Origin of the sequence: Actinomadura logoneensis (genome assembly GCF_003428695.1) — a bacterium.
Lineage (GTDB): Bacteria > Actinomycetota > Actinomycetes > Streptosporangiales > Streptosporangiaceae > Spirillospora > Spirillospora logoneensis.
On sequence record NZ_QURH01000003.1, the window covers coordinates 1 to 1,230 of the forward strand.

The 1,230-nt window shown below is 73.3% G+C and carries 1 protein-coding gene; it reads right to left on the reverse strand.

What is annotated here, in order from left to right; all coding sequences use genetic code 11:
* Positions 1 to 1,176 (reverse strand): FG-GAP-like repeat-containing protein (locus DZF91_RS00065; protein WP_199486307.1); only part of this gene is annotated, 1,176 nt, incomplete at its 3' end.
* Positions 1,177 to 1,230 lie beyond the last annotated feature (54 nt).

Consider the following 1,230-nt stretch of genomic DNA (forward strand, 5'->3'; position numbering starts at 1 on the left):
CGGCCGCGCGCCCGGCGCCCCTCCCGGGGCCGGGGTGGACGCGGCGCAGCCGCCCGCCGGGCGGACGAGCCTCAGGCCGAGGTAGGGCGAGCGGTTCGTCCGGACGTTGCGGTAGAAGAACGACCGGCGCCACTGGTTGGCGACCGCGTAGTCGAGCCGTCCGTCGTGCTGGACGTCGGCGAGGGCGATGCCGCGCGAGACGCTGTCGTCGTCCACGCCGAGGCGTCCGGCGATGTCCACGAAGCGGCCGTCCGGCAGCCGGGCGAAGAACGGGTCGCGGTCGCCGCCGGAGACGTCGTCGCGGCCGGGCCGGAAGTCGGGCCACGCGCCGGGGCGGTTCAGCAGGTCGTCGTTGGTCATCGCCAGTTCCTGCAGCTGCGGCCAGCGGTTCACCCTGCCCTTGACGAACCCGGTCGCCTGGACGATCTCGGTGCGGCCGTCCCCGGCGAAGTCGCCCATCTTGACGTCCCAGGCCCAGCCGGACCGCGAGAGCCCGAGCGACTCGCTGTGGTCGTCGTAGCGGGCCGTGCCGCCCTGGAGCACCCTGCGGCCCTGGCTCAGCCAGGCGAAGTTGCTCTCCAGCAGCCCGTACTCCTGGGTGATGTTGCTGACGAAGATGTCGGGGACGCCGTCGCCGTCCAGGTCGCCGAACGCGACCCCCATCCCCTTGAACGAGTCCCGTCCGAGCACCTTGGACTTCGGGGTCGTGAAGTGCCGGACGCCCTTGACCTCCTCGAACCTGGGATGCCCGGGGGTGGAGCGGTTGTGCAGCAGCCGGTCCGGGCCGAAGTCGTTGGCGAGGTAGAGCTCGGGGAGGCCGTCGCCGTCGATGTCCTGGACGGCGGTCGCGAGCGTCCAGCCCTTGGACGTCCGGTCCGGCAGCGGGCTCGGCGGCTCGGTGTAGGCCGCCGACGGGCGCGCCCCGCCGCGCGCCGACCGCCACAGCAGGACGTGCTTGCGCCCGCCGTTGTAGGCCGCCGACATCGACCGCTGCATGACCAGCTCGCTCTGCCTGGCGTGCGGGTCCAGGACGCGCGCGCCGTCCGGGAAGTAGTTGGCGACGATCAGGTCGGGGTGCCCGTCGCCGTCCACGTCGCCCACCGAGACGGCGTTGGTGTTCCACGTCCGGTACGGGGCGACGCCACGGCGCCCACCGAGACGGCGTTGGTGTTCCACGTCCGGTACGGGGCGACGAGCTCCTGCGGGACGAACGCGCCGGGACGGCCGAGC